Origin of the sequence: Caballeronia sordidicola (assembly GCF_002220365.1) — a bacterium.
Classification (GTDB): Bacteria; Pseudomonadota; Gammaproteobacteria; order Burkholderiales; family Burkholderiaceae; genus Caballeronia; species Caballeronia sordidicola_C.
On record NZ_MTHB01000091.1, the window covers coordinates 1 to 6,712 of the forward strand.

Consider the following 6,712-nt stretch of genomic DNA (forward strand, 5'->3'; position numbering starts at 1 on the left):
GCGATATCGCGAGGACGTCGCCGACGTATGCACCAGTCTTGAGGATCCATGGACGGCAGACGTCAACAGCATGGATAGCTCGCAACATTCGATCATCCACGCGCCAGCTGAAAACGTCGCGACCTATCTGAAAAACATCGACATGCTGTGGCAGCTCGGAACGAGGTTTACCCTCCCTGCATAGGCGGCACGGATTCGCAACAACATCCGATCACACGATGCCACGATCAAGCCGTCATTGTTGCGCAAGTGGTCGCTCCGCCGCGCAACAGACAGGCCCACTTCGGTAACACAACAGCTCTACAGAGAATGGCGGCGCCTGTGGATAACTTCCTCGTTATAAATAAAGGAAGAGTCGAAGAAAAAACCTTCGCAACACGACACCCTAGGTGCCAAGAATCCATTTTTTGCTTGTAGCAGCTAAGTTGTAATGTCCGCTTCTAGCCAGATTCAAATGTCCGCTTCTCGGCGGCTTAAGCTTAGCCGGCGTCGATTCCCACGGCGCCGGAGGCTACGATGGCGGCGACGGACAGAATCACGATGTCGATGCGTGAGCTGGATCGGTTCAAGGTCATTGAAGCAGTAGTGCGCCGGAGCGAAACCATACGGTTTGCCCTTTCCACGCCGTATCCGCATAGCTTTGCTCCGCCGGGCCGCCGACCGTATATGACTGCTCCGGCCAAAACTCATCAACCCGCATCCGTATATCTTTCCTCCGCCGGTTCGGAGTGCTTTGAGCTGGATGCAAGCGATGTGCTACGTAAAAGTTTGCGGGTGGTCGAGCGTATGGACGCGAAGAATGGCGCACCGATCGGAGCGCTGCGCAGATGGGCATCGCCGACGTGAAGGCAGGAAGAATTCAGAGCTTTCTCTTTGCGAAGGAGTGGGGACCAGCACTTTGACGCTATCGCGGCGAGCGCGATCGCATCCGCTCATGAGCATGGCAGCGACCTTGAATCCCAGGGCAATCGCAAGGACGTTCCTCCCAGCACGTAAGGCCGATGTTGGGTTCCGTCGCATTTTTGCTCGGCTGCGTGGGCGAATTAATTTTTCACTTTAGGGTTGGCGGCAGCGGTAGCCGTAATAGGCCGGCCACGGATTTAACTGTGTCGTCAAAGACAGCGAGGCGAGTCAACGAGCGATTGCGTGCAACACCCCCTGCTCCTGCGTCCGGGCGCTTAGGATTTGCGCGAACGAATGCTATCCGCGAGGGTCAGTAATGGGCAGAGATGCTCATCAGGGTTTCAGCCAGGCTGTGCCACAGGAGGGTGCGGATCGCTCCGACCAAAATGCCATCACATCGGCAAGCTCGCGCTTTTTTCTGAGGGAATGTCACGGCTTCAGGGTAAGCCGTCTCCCGTCCCTTCCCAGCGTCGACCAGCGCCGGCCCGAACTCAATCCATCCACGATATCCTGTAAGCCGCGGCCCCAATCATGTCCACTGCTCTCGCCGAGGTCGCGTACAAGCTTGACCACCTTGACTCGCGTGCAGCGCCGCAGAAGTCCACTGAGGCGATCGGCGCGTAGATTACGGAGCGAATCAGCTAGATGCACCGCCTCCTCCAAAGATTGCCCCTTTTTGCCTCGCTTACCAATGTCGCTGGCGAGTTCAAGTAGCGCAAGCTCGGGTATAGAAACCAGAACGGAGGGACCTTTGAGAGGGAGAGGTCTCACGTTTTCTGACAGCGAGAACTTGTCATCAAACAGCCGCGTCGTCTGATACGTATGCGGCATATGCTGTTCGACCCACGGTGGAAAGCGATAAGCCTGTATTCCCCATAACAAGATACGAGGCCGGAACGCGATATTGTGGCGCACGCCTTGCCAATCGAGAGCGGTCTTTCCGCCGACATGGAGCCCCGGACTGTGCCGACTCAGATATGTGAGGATTCCTTCCGTTGTCAGGAAGTCTCCCTTGAGCAGATAGGCACCCTTTGAGAGTCGCTGCAGCCACCCGGCTGTCACCAGGTAGTGAGTCTGAGCAGAACTTATTCCGAGATTTCTGAGCAGCGCGGGATCAATTGGTTGCCCGCGCGGAGCATCTTGCATCAGAAGTTGTACCGCTCGCTTGACCACAGAGGTTTCCAGTCGCGTTACTTTCCAGCATAAACTATACATTTTCCTTGATTTAATGCAAATAAATTACGCGCACCAGCGTATCGCTCACGCCATCATCCAAGACGAGCTCCTGACTCGGCGCTAGCCTTAAAAAGGCACCGACACCCTCACACGCCACGTCTGTGGAAAGTCTGAGAACCGGTTTTTTCAGTTGGTTTCGGGCCTTAGGAAAGCTACCTTAAAGTGTTTTCACCGTGAAAAGCACGCGTTGCGTGATGTGTCAGGCGGTCCGTTCATAACGATGTGCATGCCGATCGGTCGCTCCTCTGCCGTGAAGTCGCAGGCAAGGAGCGCAGGTGTCGCGCGCGCGATGCGGATTTAGTCACCGGGCTTGCGCTACGCCCCCTGCGTCACTTTCGGGAAGCTCAAGTGTGGAGTGCTCGGCCTTGTGCAGCGCTAACAATCGAGCGTGCACCAAACCGGATACCATCCGAAACGCGTTCTTGTAATCGCGTTCATTGTGAATTGGACGAATTTCCATCTTTAGTCGCTCTTCTTGATATCGAAGACTACACGGGTTCGATCCATGGAGCTTGCACTTGCCTACGCAGCCATCTATGCCGTGCTGCGTTATCTAGGTCACCTTTGCGGCCTGCTCATTCTATGATGTTGCACAACCGCTGTCTGCTCAAGGCAGCCAGTGTGGTCGCCCTTCCCCGCACAACGGTGCACTGTTGACAGCCTCCATGCGCCGGCGGTTATCCTATCGACTGAATACAATAAAGCGTGGACAAGGGGGACTCAATGCGGAGCGGCCACGTAGCTCATATGAGAGACTTTCTCTCACTAGCATTATTGCGAGGAGCTAACCTTGAAATCAGCATTACACGATCCCCATAAGGTGTCGATTGATTTTCGGGACGAACTCCTCGCCAAGAATTGGCTGGACGACCAACGTGTATTCGAAATGACCGGTACCCGGCCCAAAGCTAACGCACACCATTACGCCGCCCACCTACGCGTCGCCGGGGCGTTACTTGGCGTGTGGGTGGCGAGAAATCGTTCTTTCCGGTACCCGGACTTTCAGTTCCATACCCAGCACGGTTTACGTCCAGAGGTCTCCGATTTATTGCGAGTTCTGCCCAGTAATGAAGATGATCGCGGTGGCTGGCGGCGCGCGTTCTGTCTCTATTCACCACATGGACTGCTTAACGGGGACATTCCGGCAGGCGTTTTTGCGGGAGAACCGCAACGGATTGTCGACGTAGCAATGCTTGAGTTCAATGAGGATTCCGATGCACATTGGTAAATATCACACATCGAAACTCCCAGAAGTCCCCGAGAACGTAAAGGTCTAACCTGTTTCAAGTTTTCGCTTCGGCTTCACCAAAACTGTACAATTCCTAGTTAGGTTCGTGAATTACTTCCGCAAGATGTCTGCCCGAGAAGGTAGGAGTTTTGCGTCCAGCATTAAAGATGTCCTATGGTGAAAAGTAAGCTGGCGGGAATGTTTAGGCCTTCACCACAAGAGCGCAAAGCCGGCACACGTGACCGTGCGAGTCAGCTTTTGTTTACTCCTGATCGGCATTTTTTTGAGGAAGCTATGGAAGACGATATATCTTCTTTCGAATGTTATGGATGCGGAGCGAGATTTTCGGCAGCGCTCTTCGAAATTGCACGGGAGCTAGGGCGAGTCGATTTCGCATCGGAGATACCGACGATCCACATCCAAGACACCGATGTTTTGTCGGCCTTATGCTCGTTTAAATGTCGTGCCAGCTCCCGCCGACCAGTCATGGACCGTGAGGGCGTACCAATAAGGCCCGTCGACGCTAGCGACCCAATTGCACCGTGTGCGAAGTGCGGAAGACCGGTCGACATGACTAAGTTTCATGTCTCATATACTGAGTACGGCTTTAAGGTAATTACCCCGCAAATTTTGCAACCCATCGATTTCGCCTGCCTTGCGGTTTTATGCTCGAACTGTGGACCAGATAGAACGACGTTAAATGTTAGCGTTTCCACCCAATGTGCATGAGCGATTCCCTAGAATTAGCACCGAAATTCGCCTAATTTAATGTCAATGCATACTGCCTAGATCGTCCGAGATTGATATCGTCATCCAATTGGAAGCGTATCTGTTTGTCTGTTGTCGAGCGGTGATAGCTTTGCTTATGTAAAATTTAGGATGCCATATTACTGTGAATATTTCACCGTTATGTTTCCCGACGTCGGTACAACATAACTCGACCCTCATAGTCTTCTTAACAAGTGCTCTTCCCTCTCGTAGGCTTGAGCGGTGCCCGTGTTGCAAAAAAATATCGGCCTTCTACGCAGGTCGGCGAGGTGCCGCTCGCCAATTGTGTGAGTTCTATTGATCAGCGATCTGAGCGATCGGGCATTTGACATAGCACTCTTCGTCTGCTTCGTGGTGGCGTGCCCTACGGCACCCACCACTAGACGTTTTCTAGATTGCTCGTACCTACTTAGAGGATCGCCATCATTCGACCTTAAGCATGCTAAGCGGCGCCAGTTCGATTTTCCTCGTGCGTGCGGAAAAGCGAGCCTGATAGAACACAAAATCCTTTCTGCCTTCGGCTACGCACTTTTGTTCGACGATTCGCATAATATGGAGCTTGTCTTCGCTTGTCGTCTTCATACCGAAGACAATGCCCGACAGGTCCGAAAACCGGTACCGCAGTTTTCGCGACTCTTTGTCGTCAAAACGTTGCAAGCTGGAATGCAGGACAAGCCGAGTTTCTTTCTCGTGTGCCCATTCATCCGATTTGGTGCTGAAGCTGGTGGCAAACTTGCGCCAGTACTCCTGCCGCCACGCTTCGTCTTCCCGAAGCATCCTTTCAGCGGTAGTACTGCGCTCTCCATTTGGGCCGGCAAACCAGAAGCCAGTTAGCTTTGACCGAGGAAGGGTCGCAATCGATTCGAAGAAATCGACCTCTGGAAATTCGGCCGTGTAACGCACCTGTTCAAATCGGTGCGGTATGTACGCATAGTGGGCGACCACCCCGTCCTTCCCGCCACTCCAGCTATTCGCACGATAAAGATCCAAGGTACGCGTTCCTTGACCGTCTGCTTTCGCGTTAAATTTCAGACAGACTCCCCGATGACTGTCGCCGTAACCTCCCCACATTGCAGAGTTAGTCGGGTCGCCAACGAAACAGGCTACATGCCAATCTGGATAAAGCAGGCGCTCAAGAGACGTCACATAGTAGTTAGTGAAGTCCTGAATTATGAATAGCCACGGCCGACGCTCCGGAGTGCCCGGATTTTTGAACTCGGTAATGAGGGCAAGCTGCGACATAAGCTCCTCACTAGCAGAAAAGAAGACCTCAGATAGTTCGCCTGCCTGTTCATGAGCTCGCAATACCGTGTTCAGATTCTCACCCATAGCGTTGATCAGAATTTCTAGCTCTCGCGCAGCCTGCTTCAGAACAAGGCGACGTTTCGCAAGCGCGGTAATTACGCTTCTGGCTGCGAGTGGATGAATCAGCCGCAAATAAAATTGGAGTTCATCTCGCCTCACCTCCCTTGCTTGCGAGGAAAGAGCCGAGACCAGTTTCTCCGGTATGGGGTGCTTGAAGAACTCCTCGCAGGCTGCGGCATAGACGTCCCTGATCGGGGCTTGCGGCAGATCGTGCTCTGTCTGATGCACGAGGGGGGCACACATCTCCGGGTTGAAGCCCTGACCCATGACGGACGCAATCGACATTGCCTGCATCAGGTTTAACAAATAATGGCGCAGGAGATTCCGCCAGACGATCTGATCGCCTCGCCAATAAATATGCTTGAAGCCCTCCAGCGGATCGTTTAATCCGTCGGGTGGGCAGAAATAGATTTGTTGGTTCTCAAGCTCTTGGTAGCCATCAAGGAGCGCATGTGTCGAGCGGAAACGATAAAGGTGATCTTGGTGCATTCTTAACCATATCCTTTGGATTTACGATGGCTGCGCGCTAGGGTCTGGTGACCTACCAAACCGTAAGCACGAAGGACCCCATGAACGGCACCTTCCGCGACAGACAAAAGCCGGCCCAACTTCGGTCGTTCAACATGTGGTCGACGATCGCTACACGTCGTCTACGATCGCAGTGCAACCGGTGTTTGGCCCTGCCTCGTCACCTCGGTCCGGGATTTGCGAAATTCTGTGTTACAGGCCCAAGGCTATGCAGTGAGCAAGAAACTTAATAAGATGCGCCGTCCTTTGCAGCGGCGCTGTCTCTCAGCCAAATGCGCCTCCCGCTCAACGCGGGAGTTTTTTCAGAGGAGCGCCTTCCAGTCGAGCCTCTCAATGCACGTGGCAGCCAGCCACGAAGCGCCGTATATGACACCTGCCTCCATGCTGTGAACGGCGGTCAGAATCCGACACCAGATGGCGGCGTCGATCAGAAATGCGAAACGATTCCTGTTCTGCAGAGCTGTTCGGTGCTTGTTGTCGACGGCATCGATGGGCGGTATCGGGTGCGTCGAAAGGAGCCCGAAGGGCGAGTGCAGACGCACCCCGGCGCGGCTCGTTTCAGGGAGGGGTGACGCAGGAGTCTGGATGCGGTAGAAGAAGGCTTACCGCCGAAGAAACAGGCCCGACACCGGCCTAAACTGCCAGGTCCAATCCGGTGTCGAGCCCAGCACGCGCACGACGGGG

Annotated in this window: 4 protein-coding genes and 1 pseudogene; 3 read left to right on the forward strand and 2 right to left on the reverse strand. The window is 54.0% G+C overall.

Translation table 11 applies throughout. From position 1 onward, the window contains the following. Both BSU04_RS47095 and BSU04_RS13910 read left to right on the forward strand, forming a co-directional pair. Positions 1-184, forward strand: a pseudogene (locus BSU04_RS47095) (hypothetical protein); the annotation flags it as partial. A 332-nt stretch (positions 185-516) separates the two neighbouring features. Next, positions 517-846: a hypothetical protein gene (locus BSU04_RS13910; RefSeq protein ID WP_089161142.1), complete on the forward strand. Its 330-nt coding sequence runs from the start codon at positions 517-519 to the stop codon at positions 844-846. 486 nt (positions 847-1,332) lie between these two features. Here BSU04_RS13910 and BSU04_RS13915 read toward each other — a convergent pair whose 3' ends face one another. Next, entirely contained in the window at positions 1,333-2,076 is a 744-nt protein-coding gene (locus BSU04_RS13915) for a type IV toxin-antitoxin system AbiEi family antitoxin domain-containing protein (protein WP_089161143.1), read from the reverse strand. 853 nt (positions 2,077-2,929) lie between these two features. Here BSU04_RS13915 and BSU04_RS45390 point away from each other — a divergent pair. Beyond that, positions 2,930-3,367: a hypothetical protein gene (locus BSU04_RS45390; RefSeq protein WP_144021234.1), complete on the forward strand. Its 438-nt coding sequence runs from the start codon at positions 2,930-2,932 to the stop codon at positions 3,365-3,367. 1,191 nt (positions 3,368-4,558) lie between these two features. Here BSU04_RS45390 and BSU04_RS13920 read toward each other — a convergent pair. Next, positions 4,559-5,989, reverse strand: a complete 1,431-nt coding sequence (locus BSU04_RS13920) for a DUF2971 domain-containing protein (protein WP_089161144.1) — start codon at positions 5,987-5,989, stop codon at positions 4,559-4,561. Positions 5,990-6,712: the final 723 nt, after the last annotated feature.

What these genes read in the sequence shown, in the direction of transcription:
- BSU04_RS13910 (WP_089161142.1), top strand. Translation starts at nt 517, where the DNA reads ATGGCGGCGACGGACAGAATCACGATGTCGATGCGTGAGCTGGATCGG.
- BSU04_RS13920 (WP_089161144.1), bottom strand. Translation starts at nt 5,989, where the DNA reads ATGCACCAAGATCACCTTTATCGTTTCCGCTCGACACATGCGCTCCTT.